The organism is Streptomyces chumphonensis (assembly GCF_014779715.1).
In the GTDB taxonomy this organism is placed as follows: domain Bacteria; phylum Actinomycetota; class Actinomycetes; order Streptomycetales; family Streptomycetaceae; genus Streptomyces; species Streptomyces chumphonensis.
The window spans coordinates 106,081-120,704 of record NZ_JACXYU010000002.1; the positions used below are offsets into that span (position 1 = coordinate 106,081).

General features: G+C 74.8%; 12 protein-coding genes. 8 read left to right on the forward strand and 4 right to left on the reverse strand.

What is annotated here, in order from left to right; translation table 11 throughout:
- The first annotated feature begins 18 nt into the window (after positions 1–18).
- Positions 19–966: a hypothetical protein gene (locus IF129_RS05760; protein ID WP_191208380.1), complete on the forward strand. Its 948-nt coding sequence runs from the start codon at positions 19–21 to the stop codon at positions 964–966.
- 114 nt (positions 967–1,080) lie between these two features.
- Here IF129_RS05760 and IF129_RS05765 read toward each other — a convergent pair whose 3' ends face one another.
- From IF129_RS05765 to IF129_RS05775, 3 genes are all read right to left on the reverse strand, one after another.
- Entirely contained in the window at positions 1,081–2,127 is a 1,047-nt protein-coding gene (locus tag IF129_RS05765) for a lactonase family protein (RefSeq protein WP_191208381.1), read from the reverse strand.
- A 113-nt stretch (positions 2,128–2,240) separates the two neighbouring features.
- The gene (locus IF129_RS05770; RefSeq protein WP_191208382.1) at positions 2,241–3,746 is read right to left on the reverse strand and encodes an FUSC family protein; all 1,506 of its coding nucleotides are present in this window, start codon (positions 3,744–3,746) and stop codon (positions 2,241–2,243) included.
- 246 nt (positions 3,747–3,992) lie between these two features.
- On the reverse strand, positions 3,993–4,415 hold the full coding sequence (locus IF129_RS05775) for a YjbQ family protein (RefSeq protein WP_191208383.1): 423 nt from the start codon (positions 4,413–4,415) through the stop codon (positions 3,993–3,995).
- Positions 4,416–4,483: 68 nt separating this feature from the next.
- On the opposite strand from IF129_RS05775, the gene IF129_RS05780 reads away from it, so the two are divergent.
- From IF129_RS05780 to IF129_RS05795, 4 genes are all read left to right on the forward strand, one after another.
- Positions 4,484–5,605 carry an NAD(P)-binding domain-containing protein gene (locus IF129_RS05780; RefSeq protein ID WP_191208384.1) on the forward strand — a complete coding sequence of 374 codons (1,122 nt, stop codon included), beginning with the start codon at positions 4,484–4,486 and terminating at the stop codon, positions 5,603–5,605.
- Complete coding sequence (locus IF129_RS05785) at positions 5,602–6,396, forward strand: maleylpyruvate isomerase family mycothiol-dependent enzyme (RefSeq protein ID WP_191208385.1); 795 nt, start codon at positions 5,602–5,604, stop codon at positions 6,394–6,396. Before IF129_RS05780 ends, IF129_RS05785 begins: the two co-directional genes overlap by 4 nt.
- A 140-nt stretch (positions 6,397–6,536) precedes the next feature.
- On the forward strand, positions 6,537–7,745 hold the full coding sequence (locus IF129_RS05790; protein ID WP_191208386.1) for a S1 family peptidase: 1,209 nt from the start codon (positions 6,537–6,539) through the stop codon (positions 7,743–7,745).
- 258 nt (positions 7,746–8,003) lie between these two features.
- A complete protein-coding gene (locus IF129_RS05795) occupies positions 8,004–8,396 on the forward strand; it encodes a VOC family protein (protein WP_191208387.1) in 393 nt (130 codons plus the stop codon).
- A 72-nt stretch (positions 8,397–8,468) separates the two neighbouring features.
- Here the strand turns inward: IF129_RS05795 and IF129_RS05800 are convergent, their stop codons facing one another.
- Entirely contained in the window at positions 8,469–10,292 is a 1,824-nt protein-coding gene (locus tag IF129_RS05800; RefSeq protein WP_191208388.1) for an ABC transporter ATP-binding protein, read from the reverse strand.
- Positions 10,293–10,401: 109 nt separating this feature from the next.
- Between IF129_RS05800 and IF129_RS05805 the strand changes: the two genes are divergently transcribed.
- The 3 genes from IF129_RS05805 (at position 10,402) to IF129_RS05815 (ending at position 14,615) form a co-directional block, all read left to right on the forward strand.
- Positions 10,402–10,860, forward strand: a complete 459-nt coding sequence (locus tag IF129_RS05805) for a MarR family winged helix-turn-helix transcriptional regulator (RefSeq protein WP_191208389.1) — start codon at positions 10,402–10,404, stop codon at positions 10,858–10,860.
- A 123-nt stretch (positions 10,861–10,983) separates the two neighbouring features.
- Positions 10,984–12,834 (forward strand): ABC transporter transmembrane domain-containing protein, encoded by a 1,851-nt coding sequence (locus IF129_RS05810; RefSeq protein ID WP_191208390.1) that lies wholly within the window; start codon positions 10,984–10,986, stop codon positions 12,832–12,834.
- The gene (locus IF129_RS05815; protein ID WP_191208391.1) at positions 12,831–14,615 is read left to right on the forward strand and encodes an ABC transporter ATP-binding protein; all 1,785 of its coding nucleotides are present in this window, start codon (positions 12,831–12,833) and stop codon (positions 14,613–14,615) included. Before IF129_RS05810 ends, IF129_RS05815 begins: the two co-directional genes overlap by 4 nt.
- Positions 14,616–14,624 lie beyond the last annotated feature (9 nt).

Here is a 14,624-nt window from a genome sequence, read left to right on the forward strand (position 1 = left end):
GCATTAGCATGCCGGGCCATGAGCTCCTCCACTGGTCCCGAAGGCGGGCTGCCCGTACGAATGCCGCGTCCCCGCAAGCCCGGCAGGCATCGCCGGCCGGAGCCGGTCGTCGCGCCCGAGGGCGCTCCCGCACTGGTTCTGGCCGTCCCCGGCGAGCCCTCGGCCCCGGTGCGCTCCCTCGCCGAGGAGATCATCAGCATCGCCCGGTCCGAGCTTCCCGGCATGGACGCGCGCGTCGCCTTCGTCGACGGGGCGGACGGCGAGTTCCCCGGAGTGGAGGCGGTCCTCTCCCAGGTCGTGGCAGAACGCGCCGCCCGCGCCGCCCGCCGCCCGGCGGACGCGGACGCGGCCGAGCACGGTGAGGCGTCCACGGCGGGCACCGAGCCGCTCAGCGCCGTCGTCGTACCGCTCCTGGCGGGGCCCGACGCGGCCGTGCTGCGCCGCATACGCCAGGCGGTCCTGAACAGCGGCTCGGGCGCCGAACTGACGGACGTCCTCGGGCCGCACCCGCTACTGGCCGAGGCCGTCCACGTGCGACTGTCCGAGGCGGGCCTGGCGCGCGCCGACCGGGCGCGGCTGTTCACCGTGGCCACCGCCGCCGACGGCATCGTGCTGGCCACCGTGGGCGGCGAGGAGGCCGTACAGGTCGCCGGCATCACCGGCATGCTGCTCGCGGCCCGACTGGCCGTGCCCGTGCTGGCGGCGCCGCTGGACGAGGAGGGCGCGGTCGCGCGTGCCGCAGCGGAACTGACGGCGGCGGGCTCGCAGCAACTGGCGGTGGCCCCCTGCCTGATCGGCCCCGAGGTGCCCGGTGGGCTGGTGACGGCGGCCGCCCAGGAGGCCGGGTGCCACGCGGCCGAGCCGCTGGGCGCCTACCCGGCGATCGGCAAGCTGGTGGCGTCCGCGTACGGGGCGAAGGCCGGCATCGGCGCCGCCGGCGCACCGCAGAGCAGCGTGGCCCACTGACGGGTGTCCGGCGGGGCGCCGGACTGACGGCGCGCGGTGGGGGCGGGAGCTCGGGGCCCGCCCCCACCGCGCGCCGCGTGCTGCGGCCCTCCGCCGAGGCGGCGCCGGGCGCCCTCAGTCGAAGACGACGCAGCTCGCGGCCGTCACGGGCAGGGTGCCCCCGTAGGCGGGGACTCCGGTCGCGGGGTCGACGTCGAACCAGCTGACGTCCCCGGAGCGTTCGTTGGCCGCGTACAGGCGCCGTCCGGTCGGGTCCGCCGCCAGGTCGCGCGGCCAGTGCCCGCCGCACGGCACGGTGGTGACGAAGCGCGGCTCACGGCCGTCGTCACCGAGGGCCAGGACCGTGATCGAGTCGTCCCCCCGGTTGGCCACCCACGCGTACCGGCCGTCCTCGGACACCACCAGGGCCGACGGCGCGTTGGCGCCCCCCGCCCCCGGTGGCCGGACGCCGACCTGGTGCAGGGGCTCCAGGTCGCCCGTTTCACCGTCCCACCGGCAGACGGTGACCGTCGACTGCAACTCGTTGATCACGTAGACCCACGTGCCGCAGGGGTGGAAGGTGAGGTGGCGGGGACCGGTGCCCGGCGGCATGGGGACCTCCCGCTGCGGAGCGGCACCGGAGTGGTCGAGACGGGAGACCCACACGGAGTCGGTGCCGAGGTCCACGGCGAGCAGCCAGTTCCAGCCGGCGTCGGCGACGACGCAGTGCGCGTGCGGGCCCGCCTGGCGGTCCGCGTCCGGCCCCGCTCCCCGGTGCTGCCGCACACTGCGCAGCTCGCCCTGGGGCACCCCGTCCGCCCCGAGGGGCAGGGCGCTGACACTGCCCGAGCCGTAGTTGGCCGTGAAGACGTACCCGGCGGCCACGGTGAGGTGCGTGGGTGCGTCGCCGCCCACCGGCACCGGGGCGGCCAGCAGCGCGGGGTGGTCGGCGTCCCGCAGGGAGAACGCGGCGACGGCCCCGTCCGGGGTCTCCTGGACCGTGTAGAGCGTGCCGGAGCCGGGCGCGAGCGCCAGGAAGGAGGGGTCGGCGACGTCGGCGGTGCGACTGAGCACCGTGAGCGCTCCGTCGGCCGGGTCGACGGCCGCGACGGTCAGCCCCGCACCGCCCTCCGAGGTGAACGATCCGATGTACGCCAACTGCCCACTGCCCGAACCGGCCACGGCCTGCCCCTTTCCCCGCCCGTCACGACGTTCCCGATCTGTGCGGGGCACCGTAGCAGTTGGTCTGGACCAGCGGGTGCCGGACGGGCCCGGCAGAGGGGTGGCGCGCGGCCTCAGGCGGTGCGGAGCGGGCCGCGCGGGGCGCTGTGCAGCGGTCCCGCCAAGCCCGCGAGCGCGGCCTCCAGCGCGTGGAGGTGGGCCACCGCGCGGTCACCCTCGGGCTGCCGGTGAGCACACTCCGCATCGGCGCGGCGGTCCTCCGCCGCTCCGGGGGCCTGCTGGCGCAGCAGCCGCCGGACGGCCTCCTCCACCCGCTGGCAGCCCTCGGTGAGCCGGGCGTCGTGCGAGGCCTCCGGGTCGGCCGCGATACCCGCGAGGGCGTGGGCGCGCGCGGCACACTCGTCGAGCAGGCCGAGCACGAGCCGGGCGCGCGCCTTGCGCTCCCGGTAGGGGTTCAGCGGATGAACGAGCGGGGCGAGCGCGAGCCGGGCCCGGCCCAGGAGCAGCTCCAGCTCGGCCACCCGGCGCGCCGGATCGGCGGCCGCGTCACCGGCGAGCCGCCGCGCGGCGTCCTCGGTGCCGCGCTGCAGGGCCACCAGGGCGCGCCGGATCCAGGCGTTCGTCGTCGCGTGCGTGGTGACCGGGAGGACGAACACGACGGCCGCCGCGGCGCCCAGGGCCCCGATGAGCGTCTCGGCCACGCGCAGCGCCAGCAGACCGGCGTCCAGGACGCCCAGGAGGCCGTACAGGAGACCCACCATGACCGTCACGAAGAACATCATCCAGCTGTAGGACACCGCAGCGGTGTAGAAGATGCCGAACACGCACACGGCGACGATCCCGGCCGTCGCAGCGGGGTGACCGTCCACCGGCAAGGCGACGAGGAGCCCGGCGGCGATGCCGACGACCGTGCCGAGCACGCGGCGGAATCCCCGCACGAGGGTCTCCCCGCGCGAGGCCGTGTTGACGAAGATCCACCAGGCGGCTCCGACGGCCCAGTACCAGCGTTCGTGGGACAGGGCCTGCCCCGCCAGCAGGGCCAGGCCGCAGGCGACGGTCGCCTGCACGGCCTGCCGCGTGGTGGGGCGCCGCAGACCGCGCTCGTCGCCGGGCGGCGGAGCGGCCGGAGGCGGGGTGCGCCGTTCGATCGGCCACAGCCCGAACCGCACGAGGGCCGCCACGGCCAGGGCCAGCAGCACGGCTCCGGCCAGCGGTGGGAGGTCCTGCGGCGCGGGCCGCAGGAACTGCGCCACGAAGAAGGTCATGAAGGCGAAGATGCCCAGCGCGTTGCCCCGGGGCCCGTACCGGCGGGCGTACACCCCCGCGAAGACGATGCCGAGGAAGGCCGCGTCCCGCAGCGGCGGGGCGTCGTGCAGCACGGCCGCCGACGCGAGGACGGGGAGCCCGACCAGCGGCAGGAGGGCCGTGGTGCCCGCCTGGCCGCGCACGTCGGCGTCGGTGACGGTGAAGAGGGCGAGCAGCGCCGCGAGGCCTCCGGTGATGGCGGCGCGGACGTCGAGGCCCGTGGCCGCCACGGCGAGCACCGCGAGTCCCACGCCGATGACGGCGCGGGACGCCTGCCGTAGCCTCAGTCGCTCCGGGTCCGGAGCTGTGAACATCCTCTTCACGGCGGTCGGCCGCCCCCTTTTCCCACGTTCTCGCCGCGCGCGGGACGTCCGGGGGTGGTGGACGGCCGGGCACGACGAGGGCGCCGCGGGCCGGTAACGGCTTCGTTGCCGTCCGGCACTGCGCGGCGCCCTGTACATGTATACGACACCGATGTGATGGAAGCACGCCGTCCGGTTCTCCGCCAAGTCGGCGCGGACGACCGTGAGGAGCCTCACCCGGACCGGCCCCGGGCCTGCTCACCCGAGGAAGGACAGCCGGACCTGACGGTGGGGGTTGTCGCGGTTGGTGTCCACCAGGCACACGGACTGCCAGGTGCCGAGGGCGAGCCGGCCGCCGATGACGGGCAGCGTCGCGTGCGGCGGCACCAGTGCGGGCAGGACGTGGTCGCGCCCGTGGCCGGGGCTCCCGTGCCGGTGCCGCCAGCGGTCGTCGGCGGGCAGCAGCTCGCGCAGGGCGGCCAGCAGGTCGTCGTCACTGCCCGCGCCGGTCTCGAGGACCGCGACACCGGCCGTCGCGTGCGGCACGAACACGTTGAGGAGCCCGTCGCCGCTGCCCGCCACATCCGCCAGGTAGCGCTCGCACTCGGCGGTGAGATCGGTCACCGTCTCCGCGGAGCCGGTCGTGAGGTCGAGGATGCGGGTGCTGAAGCGTTCGCTCATGCCCCCATGGTCCCCTGCGGCCACGGTCGGCCGGGAAGGCGCACGGCCCGACGGTGGTTGGTGGAGGCATGGACACCGTGGAGGTCGTCGTCATCGGCGGCGGACAGGCCGGGCTGTCGAGCGCCTACCACCTGCGCCGGCGCGGTTTCGCTCCGGGACCGGGGTTCGTCGTACTGGATCACGCGCCGCACCCCGGCGGCGCCTGGCAGTCCCGCTGGCCGACGCTGCGCTACGGAGCGGTCCACGGCCTGCACCCGCTGCCGGGGACGGTCCTGCCCGACGCCGGGGCCCAGCGCCCCTCCTCCGAGGTGCTGCGCGCGTACTTCGCCCGCTACGAGGAGACGTTCGACCTCCCGGTGCGCCGTCCGGTCGACGTCCGTGCGGTGCGTCCGGCCGTGGACGGACGGCTGCTGGTGGAGAGCGACGCCGGGATCTGGCGGACGCGCGCGGTCGTCAACGCGACGGGCACGTGGGAGCGTCCGTTCTGGCCCCGGGTGCCGGGGCAGGCCGGTTTCGCCGGACAGCAGGTGCACACGCGGCACTACCCGGGGCCCGGCGCGTTCAGCGGGCGCAGGGTCGTGGTGGTGGGCGGCGGCACCTCGGCGGTGCAGCACCTGCTGGAGATCGCCGGCTCCGCGGCGGAGACGACCTGGGTCACCCGCCGCCCGCCCCGGTTCCGGGAGGAGGCGTTCGACGCGGCGGCCGGGCGCCGCGCCGTGGCGCTGGTGGCCGACCGGGTCCGACGGGGTCTGCCGCCCCAGTCCGTGGTCTCGGTCACCGGGTTGCCGATGACCGAGGAGATGCGGCGGGCCCGGGAACGCGGTGTCCTGGACCGGTTGCCGATGTTCGACCGCATGACGGCGAACGGTGTCGTCTGGGACGACGGCCGCTTCGTGGAAGCGGACGCCGTGGTGTGGGCGACGGGTTTCCGCCCCGTCCTCGACCACCTGGCGCCCCTGCACCTGCGCGAGCCCGGGGGCGGCATCCGGCTGGAGGGCACCCGGGCGGTCCGGGACGCCCGGGTGCACCTGGTCGGCTACGGCCCCTCCGCCAGCACGATCGGGGCCGACCGGGCCGGGCGGGAGGCCGCGGTGGAGCTCGCCGGGGCGTTGGCGCCGAGCGGCGATGCCCGACGGGACGTGCGGCAAACAGTTCGCCCATCCGCATGGACACGTCTAGGGTCCGGATGATGCGTATGACATACGGGCGCCTCTGCGACGAGGTGCTGACCCAGGCTCGGGCGCTGTGCGCCGTCCTCGACGAGGCCGACCTCACCCGGCAGGTTCCCACCTGCCCCGACTGGACCCTCGGCGAGCTCGCCGAACACGTCGGCCAGGCCCACCGCTGGGCCGCCCGCATCGTGCACACCCGGGCCACCGCAGAGGTGGCGGACGACGACGTCCCCGCGATGCGGGCTCCCAGCACCACGGACGCCGAGCCGCTCACCGCCTGGCTCGGCGAGGGCGCCGAACTGCTCCACGGTGCGCTCCTCTCCGCCGGTCCGGGCACCGGTGTGTGGTCGTGGCACTCCGACCGGACCACCGACTTCTGGGCACGCCGCATGACGCACGAGACGGTGGTCCACCGGGCGGACGCCTGCCTGGCGGCCGGCATCCCCTTCACCGTCACGCCCGACGTCGCGACGGACACCATCGACGAGTGGTTGGAACTGGTCAGCAGTCCGGCGCTGCAGGAGGAGGACGAGGAACTGCGGGAGCTGCGCACCCGCGCGGGCAGCAGCATCCACCTGCACGCCACGGACACGCCCGCCGATCTGAACGCCGAATGGCTGATCGAGCTCTCGGAAGGCGGCATCGACTGGCGGCGCGCGCACGCCAAGGCGTCGGTGGCGCTGCGCGGTGAACTGACCGACGTCCTGCTGGCCTTCTACCGGAGGCTGCCGCTGGACAGCGGCCGCGTCGAGGTGCTCGGCGACGCGGACCTGCTCGCGTTCTGGCTGGAGCGCGCCAACTTCGCCTGAGACGGCGCGGACGCCGTCCGGGGGCGACAGGATTGTGAGCGCGGTGACACATTCTCAGGAGCCCTGAACGTCACCGCGCTCCGGGGGCGTACGGGAGGCCACGAAGACAGAGGCATCCCGACGCCGCTGGAGGTCAGTCCGTGAGCCACCGACGAGTGAACAGGCGTGCCGGTGCGGCAGCCGCCGCCGCGAGTACCGCGCTCCTGGCAGGCGCGATCCTGCTGCCCGGTGCCAACGCCACCCCCGAGAAGCCCTCTCCCGCCGTCGACGCGGACGGGCGGGTCTTCTCACCGGCCGAGGCGGGACGGGTCGGTCCGCTGCTCGCGGAGCGGCTCGGCGCGCAAGCGGCGGGCTGGTACCACGACGGGGCCGGCCGGCTCGTGGTGAACGTGCTGGACGACCGGGACGCCGGGCGGGTCGGCGACACGGGCGCCGTACCGAAGCGGGTGGACCACAGCACGGCGGTGCTGCACGCCAGTGCCCGGGCGCTCGCCGAGGACGCCTCGGTGCCGGGCACGGCATGGTCGGTCGACCCGCGCGGCAACCGGGTCGCGGTGGTGGCCGACAGCACCGTCACCGGCGCGCGGTGGGACCGCCTCGTCCGGGTCACCGAACGGCTGGGCGACACCGTCAGCGTCCGCCGCTCCACGGGCACGTTCACGCCCTTCGCCGGGCCCGTCGACGGCGGGGACGCCGTGTTCGGCGGCGGGGCGCGCTGCTCGCTGGGGTTCAACGTCGACGCGGGTGGCGCCAGGGCCTTCCTGACCGCCGGTCACTGCGGCGACGCCGCCGCCACCTGGAGCGCGGACCCGGCCGGGACCGAACCACTCGGCACCGTGACGGCCTCGGTGTTCCCCGGCGACGGTGACTTCGCCCTGGTCGCCTACGACGACCCCCGGGCCGAGGCGCCGAGCACCGTCGACCTTCGGGACGGCACCGTGCGCGAGATCACCCGCGCCGTCCCGGCCGCCGTCGGCATGCGGGTACAACGCAGCGGCAGCACGACGGGGCTCAGTTCCGGCACGGTGACCGGGCTCGACGCCACGGTGAACTACGGCAACGGTGACGTCGTCACCGGGCTCGTGCAGAGCGACGTGTGCGCCGAACCGGGCGACAGCGGCGGCCCCGTGTTCTCCGGCGACGCGGCCGTGGGCCTGACATCCGGTGGCAGCGGTGACTGCACCCGCGGTGGTGTGACGTTCTTCCAGCCCGTCACCGCGGCTCTGGAGGCGGTCGGCGCCGAGATCGACCCCGGCCGGGACGCCGTCGCGGCTCCCGGCGTGGGCGCGGCCGGCCGTCCGGGGGCGGCCGGCAGGCAGCCCGGCGTCGTCCGCGACCTTCTGAAATGACCCCCGGGCCGGACCCTGGCGGGGCCGGTCCCACCGCCGACCGGCCCGACGGACGCGGAGCGTCCACGGGCGGCGGCCCCCGTACGGCGCCGGGTCGCACCTGCCCCGCACCCGGCGCCGGGTCTGCCCGCCTCTCTCCGGGGACGGGCAGACCCTCCCCCCACCGGGCCCCGGACCACGCGGAACCCCGCGGTCCGGGGCCCGAACGGCTGACGGCAGCGCGTGCCCGTGTCCGGAGTGCCGCAGTACGATCCGACCATGTCCGCACGCTTCAAGGACCTGGTCCTGGACGCAGGCGACCACCAGGCGCTGGCCGACTGGTGGTGCGCCGCGTTGGGCTACTCCCGGCGCGTGCCGCCCGGCGGCGAGGAACCCCCGCCGCGCGAATGGCCCGTCCCCATCCACGACCCGCGCGGTGAGGGGCCGCTCATCTGGGTCAGCCCCGTACCGGAGCCCAAGAGCGTGAGGAACCGCATGCGTCTCGACGTCTGGGGTGACACGCGGGAGCTGCTCGGCCTCGGAGCCACTCTCGTACGGCGTCGTACGGGCGAGCGGAACTGGGACGTGCTGGCCGACCCCGAGGGCAACGAGTTCTGTGTCTTCTCGCCCGACCCCCGGACCGTTCCCGGCGTCCGCCTCGCGCGCCGCTGAACGCTCCACCCGCTCGGTCCCTCCGCGGACGGGCTCCGGACACGGCTCGAGGACCGGCCCGTCCGCATCACGTCAGGAGGCGACCTCGGCGGAGGCCGGCTCGCCCCGGGCGTCGCGGCGCACGAGCGCGGCGTAGCGCCCGTCGCGGGCCATCAGCTCCTCGTGCGTCCCGCGCTCGGCGACGCGGCCGCCGTCCAGCACCACGATCTGGTCCGCGTGGCGAACGGTCGACAGACGGTGGGCGATCGTGACCGTCGTCCGCCCCGTGGCGAGTTCGTCGATCGCGGCCTGCACCGACCGCTCGGTGCGGGCGTCCAGCGCGGAGGTCGCCTCGTCGAGGATGAGCACCGGAGGGTTGCGCAGCATGGTGCGGGCTATGGCCAGCCGCTGCTTCTCCCCGCCGGAGAACCGGTAGCCGCGCTCTCCGACCAGCGTGTCGTAGCCGTCGGGCAGGGCCGCGATGTGGTCGTGGATCTGGGCCGCCTCGGCCGCGGCCCGCAGCTCCTCGTCCGTGGCACCGGGCCTGGCGAAGCGCAGGTTCTCGGCCACGGACGCGTGGAAGAGATACGTCTCCTGGGAGACGACGCCGACGGTCCGGGCCAGGGAGGCGAAGTCGAGATCCCGCACGTCGACCCCGTCCAGCAGGACCCGGCCGCCGGTGACGTCGTAGAGCCGGGCGATCAGGTAGCCGAGCGTCGTCTTGCCCGAACCCGTCGCCCCCACCAGCGCGACGCTGCCGCCGGCCGGTACGGCGAGGTCGATGCCCTTGAGCGTCGGCGCGGCGCCGGAGGCGTAGCGGAAGGAGACGTTCTCGAACCGGACCTCGCCCCGCGGGGCGGTCAGGCGTACCGGATCCGGACGCTCGGCCAGGTCCACGGGGAGGTCGAGGTACTCGAAGATGCGCTGGAAGAGAGCGAGGGAGGCCTGGATGTCGACCCCGGTGTTGAGGAGCGAGGTGGCCGGGCGCAGCAGGCCCTGCTGCAGCGTCACGAAGGCGACGAGCGTGCCGATGGAGAGCGCCGGACCGCCGAACTGGAGCATCAGCCCCGCCGACCAGTACAGCAGGGCGGGGATCGCGGCCATGATGATGCCGATGGTGGCCAGGCGCCAGCGGCCCGCCATGCTGGAACGGATCTCCAGCGCCGCCAGGCGCCGGGACTCGGAGGCGAAGCCGTCGACGAGCGAGTCGGCCCGGCCCATGGTGCGGCCCAGGAGGATGCCGCTGACCGACAGCGATTCCGTCACCATGGCCGCCATGGCCGCCATCTGCTGCTGCCGGGCGGTCGTGATCCGCTTGCGCTCGCGTCCGACGCGGCGGCTGATCCACACGAAGAGCGGCAGCAGTGCGAGCGAGACGAGCGTCAGCCGCCAGTCCAGCGCCAGCATCGCCACCAGCGTGGCCACCACGGACGTCACGTTGGAGACGAGCGAGGTGGCCGTGGAGGTGACGGTGGCCTGCATACCGCCGATGTCGTTCGCGATCCGCGACTGCACCTCGCCGGTGCGGGTGGCCGTGAAGAACGCCAGCGGCATCTGCTGCAGCTTGCCGTAGACCCCGGTCCGCAGGTCGTGCATCACCCGCTGCCCGACGGTGGTCGAGATCAGCGTCTGGAGCACCCCGAACACGCTGTTGAGGACGGCGATCGCGATCATGCCGAGGGCCAGCAGGGACAGCAGCCCCGTACGGCCCTCGGGGATGGCCACGTCGAGGATCTCCCGCAGCAGGAAGGGGGAGGCGACCGTGACGAGGGACGCGGCACACACCAACAGCCCGACCAACGCGAGCCTGCCGCGATAGGGCCGGAACAGCCGCACGATGCGCCCGAGCTGAGCGGGCGGCGGGGGGTCCGCGGACTCCCTGGACGGGGGTGTCCACCGGGGCGGTTCGGGGTGCATGAGCTCCTCAGGACGGTCCTCGGGACGGCCGGGCGACGACCGTGCCGTCCCGACCCTAACCTATTGTTACCTTTACTCATAATGAGTGAAATCCTGTTAGTCTCCACCCATGGTTCCCCCCGCCCCCTCCGGCCCCGCCGACACCCCGCTCGCCGACCAGCTCATCCGGCTCTCCAGGCGGCTGCACCGGGCCCAGCGGCGGCACCTGGAACCTCTGGGGGTCACGCCCGCCCAGGCCCGACTCCTGGGCATCGTCGCCCACTGCGCGGAGCCGCCCCGGATGGCCGACCTCGCACACCGCCTCGACGTGGTGCCGCGCGCCGTCACGACCCTCGTCGACGGGCTGGAGGACCGTCAGGCGGTACGCCGCGTGCCCGACCCGGGGAACCGGCGCGTGACCCGCATCGAGCTGACGCCTTCCGGCCGCGACCTCGTGGACCAGCTGCGCGGGGCCCGCCGGGAGGCGGCCGAGGACCTGCTGGCCCCTCTCGGTGACGCGCAGCGCGAGCAGCTCAGCGCCCTCCTGACGGTGCTCGACACCGGCTGGAGCACCGCCGGCAGCGGCTGAGGCGCGCGGAAAACCCTTTGCCTCCCCGCCGCATTCCGGCAAGCCTTGGCACGCCGCGCTCCGGTCGACCACCACGCCGCGCGTCGCCCCGTGCCCATGCCCCTCAGCAGACCCTGGGACGCCATGCAGATCCGAGACCTCCCGTATCCCGACCCCGGCGTCCCCGACGTGCGCAGCGGGCTGCGATTCCTCCTCTGGCTGGGGCGGGGGCAGCTGGGCGGCCAGCTCACCTCCCTCGCCTGGGGCACGCTCCACATGGCCGCGGTGGCTTCGCTGCCGGTGGTGATGGGGCTGGCCGTCGAGGCCGCCGTCGCCCGCTCGGGAGACCGACTCGCCGTCGCCGCCTGCCTCCTGCTCCTGACGGGCGTCGCCGTGACCGTGGGGGACACCATGCTGCACCGCACAGCGGTCACGAACTGGATCACCGCCGCCGCCCGGACGCAACAGCTCCTCGCCCGGCGGACCGCCGAACTCGGCGCCGGTCTGACCCGCAAGGTGGCGGCCGGTGAAGTCGTGGCGGTCTCCACGGGAGACATCGAGAAGATCGGCTGGTGCGTGGAGTCCGCCTCCCGCTTCTCCGCGGCGCTCCTGGGCGCTCTCGGCGTCTGTACCGCCCTCCTCTGGTACGAGCCCCGGCTCGGACTGCTGGTCGTGCTCGGCGTGCTGCTCCTCGCCCTGACCGTGCTGCCCCTCCTGCCGGTGGCCACCCGCCGCGCGGACGCCCAGCGGGACAAGGCCGGGCGCGCGACCGAGCTGGCCGCCGACACCGTCGCCGGGCTCCGGGTGCTGCGCGGCATCGGCGGCGAAGAGCTCTTCCTCGGGCGGTACCGGCGGGCTTCCCAGGAGGTGCGGCGCGCCTCCGTGCACACCGCCCGCATGTGGGCCCTCATCGAAGCGGTGCAGGTCGCGCTGCCGGGCCTGCTGCTCGTCGTGGTCGTGTGGCGGGGCGCGACCCTGGCCGCCGCGGGGCAGATGGCCGTCGGCGAACTCGTGACGGTGTACGGAGCCGTGCTCTTCCTCATGTTCCCGCTGCGGCTGTTCCAGGAGTTCGCCATGGCCTGGTCGTTCTCCCGGCCGTCGGCACAGCGCGCGGCCCGCGTCCTCGCCCTGCGGCGGACGGCCGGAACCGCCGCTCATCCCCCGGACACCCTCTTGTCGGGCGATCTCCACGACCCCGAGACCGGGCTGCTGGCCCGGGCCGGGGAGTGCACCGCCGTGGTGAGCGGCGACCCGGACGCGGCCGGACGTCTGGCCGACCGTCTGGGCGGCCACGCTCCGGACGCCGACGGTGAGACGTCCGTGCTGCTGGGCGGCGTCGCGCTGGACGAGGTCCCGCTCGCCGCGGCCCGCGCGGCCGTCCTCGTCCAGGACAAGGACCCCGTCCTGCTCTCCGGGACCCTGCGCGAGCTCCTGGACGTGCCCGGCTCCGGCGCCGTGGCGCACCAGCAGGCTCTGGACGCCGCACAGTGCGCGGACGTGCTCCGTGCCCTGGGCAGATCCGCCGGCCCGGACGCCGACCCGATGGCGGTGAACATCACCGAGCGCGGCCGCTCGCTCTCCGGCGGCCAGCGTCAGCGACTGGCCCTGGCCCGCTCCCTGGTCGCCGACCCTCCCGTCCTCGTGCTGGACGAGCCGACCTCCGCGGTGGACGCCCACACCGAGGCGCGGATCGCCGAGTCGATGATCCGGCTGCGCGCGGGCCGGACGACGGTCGTTCTCACCTCCTCGCCCCTGGTCCTGGACCGGGCCGACCGCGTGGTCCTGCTCTCCGGAGGCACCGTGACCGCCAGCGGCACGCACCGGGAGTTGCTGAGAACGGAGGCGGCCTACCGCGCGGTCGTCAGCAGGGAACCGCTGCACGACGACACCACCCCGCACCGCCCCGACACCGCACCCGGCCGCGGGGCATCCGGGGACCACCGCACGCTCCCCGGCTGCGTGGACACGGCACACGAGGAGAGGGAGACCGCATGATCGGCGTCGAAGCCCCCGCCTACGACCCGGCGGGTTCCGAGGAGGTCACCACGCTTCCCGTGGGCTCGCCGGCCACCGTCCGGCACTACGTACGGGACCTCGTCAGGCGGCACCGCCGGGCGTTCTCCGTGCTGGTCGCGGCACAGGCGGTGGCGGTCCTCGCGTCGATGGCGGGGCCCTTCCTGCTCGGCGGTGTCGTGGAGAACCTGTCCGACGGCGCGCGGGACGTCGGCCTTCCCCGGGTCCTGGCGCTGTTCGCCGTCGCGCTCGCCGTTCAGACCGTGTTCGTGCGGGAGGTCCGGCTGCGCGGTGCCGTCCTGGGCGAGCAGATGCTCGCCGACCTGCGCGAGGACTTCCTGGTGCGCTCCGTCCGCCTGCCGACCGGCGTGCTCGAGCGAGCGGGCACCGGTGATCTGCTGTCGCGGATCACCACGGACATCGACCGGTTGACGAACGCCATGCGGGAAGCGGTACCGCAGCTGCTCATCGGTGTGGTGTGGGCCGTGCTGCTCCTGGGCGGGCTGGTGGTCACGGCACCCCCGCTGGCCGCCGCCGCGCTCATCGCGGCACCCCTGCTGTACGTGGGCTGCCGCTGGTACTTCCGGAGGGCACCGGGGGCCTACCGGTCCGAAGCCGCCGGATACGCCGCGGTGGCCGCCGCCCTGAGCGAGACCGTCGACGCGGGCCGTACCGTGGAGGCGCACCGGCTGGGCGCACGCCGGGTCGCGCTGTCGGACCGGCGGATCCGGGAGTGGACCGCCTGGGAGCGCTACACCCAATGGCTGCGGACGGTCCTCTTCCCGGTGGTGAACCTCACCCACCTCCTCATCCTCGCCGGTGTCCTCGTGCTCGGCGGCGTGTTCGTGCTGGAGGGCTGGCTGAGCGTGGGGCAGTTGACCACGGGTGCCCTGCTGGCCCAGATGCTGGTCGAACCGATCGGCCTGATCCTGCGGTGGTACGACGAGCTCCAGGAGGCCCAGGTCTCGTTGGCGCGCTTGGTCGGGGTGCGGGAGATCGAGCCCGAGCCGGGCGACGCGGCGGCCGACCCCCGAGGGCGGGATCTGCGGGCCGACACCGTCCGCTTCGGCTACGGCGAGGGCGCCGCGGACGTCCTGCACGACATCACCCTGTCCGTCGAACCGGGGGCGCGAGTGGCCCTGGTCGGGCCGTCCGGCGCGGGCAAGTCCACACTCGGGCGGCTGCTCGCGGGCGTGTACACCCCTCGGCTGGGCTCGGTGACACTCGGCGAAGCCGAACTGGGCACGATGACGGCGGAACGGGTGCGCGAGCACGTCGCGCTCGTCAACCAGGAGCACCACGTCTTCGTCGGTTCGCTGCGCGACAACCTGCTGCTCGCCCGGGCGGAAGCGGCCGACGACCGGCTGTGGGCCGCGCTCGCCGCCGTGGACGCCGACGGCTGGGCGGAGAAGCTGCCCGACGGGCTGGACAGCGAGATCGGCTCCGGCGGTCTGACCATCACGCCCGCGCAGGCCCAGCAGATCGCCCTGGCCCGTCTCGTACTGGCCGACCCGCACACGCTGGTGCTGGACGAGGCGACCTCGCTGCTCGATCCGCGCGCGGCACGGCACCTGGAACGCTCTCTCGCCCGGGTGCTGGAGGGGCGCACCGTGGTGGCCATCGCGCACCGGCTGAACACCGCGCACGACGCGGACGTCATCGCCGTCGTCGAGGACGGGCGCATCAGCGAACTGGGCAGCCACGAGGAGCTGGTGGCCGCCCAGGGCGCCTACGCCGCGCTGTGGCGCTCGTGGCACGGCTGACGGGACGGT